Below are 1,325 nucleotides of genomic sequence, written 5' to 3'. Positions count from 1 at the left end.
CTCGCCGAAGGCATCCGCGATGCCTATGCCAAGAAGAACCTGCGCTACAGCCAGCTTGCGCCGCTCTCCATGTATCAGGAGAAGAACACGCGCAACAACCTGCCTGCGCAGATCGAGCTTTATGCCGAGGGCGAGGACTATTACAAGTTCCTGTTCATGGCCAAGGGCGGCGGTTCCGCCAACAAGACCTACCTGTTTCAGGGCGTGCCCTCGCTGCTCAACCCGGAACGTCTGCTGCCGTTCCTGAAAGAGAAGATCCTCACCCTCGGCACCGCCGCCTGCCCGCCCTATCACCTTGCCATCGTCATCGGCGGCACCTCGGCGGAACTGAACCTGAAGACGGTGAAGCTGGCCTCCGCCCGCTATCTGGACGAGCTGCCGACCGAAGGTTCGGAAGACGGCACCGCCTTCCGCGACCTTGCCATGGAGGCCGAGGTTCACAAGATGACGCAGCAGCTTGGCGTCGGCGCCCAGTTCGGCGGCAAGTATTTCTGCCACGACGTGCGCGTCATCCGCCTGCCGCGCCATGGCGCCAGCCTGCCGATCGGCATCGGCGTTTCGTGCTCGGCCGACCGTCAGGCCAAGGCCAAGATTACCCGCGAGGGCATCTTCCTTGAGGCGCTGGAGACCAATCCGGCCCGCCACATGCCGGAGATCGAGGAATCGGCCCTGTCGGGCGATGTGGTGAAGATCGACCTCACCCGTCCGATGCCGGAAATTCTGGCGGAACTCAGCAAGCACCCGATCCGCACCCGCCTGTCGCTGACCGGCCCGGTGATCGTGGCCCGCGACCTTGCCCACGCCAAGCTGCGCGAGCGGCTGGAGCGCGGCGAGCCGCTGCCGGAGTACATCAAGAACCACCCGGTCTATTATGCCGGCCCGGCCAAGACGCCGGAGGGTTACGCCTCCGGTTCGTTCGGCCCCACCACCGCCGGTCGCATGGATGCCTATGTGGACCAGTTCCAGGCCGCCGGTGGCTCCATGGTGATGCTGGCCAAGGGCAACCGCTCGGCTGCGGTGCGCGATGCCTGCCACAAGCACGGCGGCTTCTATCTGGGCTCCATCGGCGGCCCGGCCGCGCGCCTCGCGCAGGATTGCATCAAGAAGGTGGAAGTCGTCGAATATCCCGAGCTCGGCATGGAAGCCATCTGGCGCATCGAGGTGGTCGACTTCCCGGCCTTCATCGTCGTCGACGACAAGGGCAACGACTTCTTCAAGGAACTGAACCTGAGCTGACATCCGTCAGCCGGGCGAAAAAAGAACAAGGCGGGGTCTTCGGCCCCGCCTTTTTCATAGCCGTCTTGTCATGCCCGTCTTGTCATGCC

General features: G+C 64.2%; 1 protein-coding gene. It reads left to right on the top strand.

Features of this window, described 5'->3' with window-relative positions; genetic code table 11:
- Positions 1-1,236: FumA C-terminus/TtdB family hydratase beta subunit (locus V7067_RS05245; protein ID WP_334174827.1), on the top strand; the 1,236-nt coding region annotated here is incomplete at its 5' end.
- Positions 1,237-1,325: the final 89 nt, after the last annotated feature.

The sequence above is a fragment of the Pseudoxanthobacter sp. genome (genome assembly GCF_036822375.1).
Lineage (GTDB): Bacteria > Pseudomonadota > Alphaproteobacteria > Rhizobiales > Segnochrobactraceae > Pseudoxanthobacter.
The sequence above is the reverse complement of the archived record's forward strand: the minus strand, read 5'-3'. Positions and strand labels throughout refer to the sequence as shown.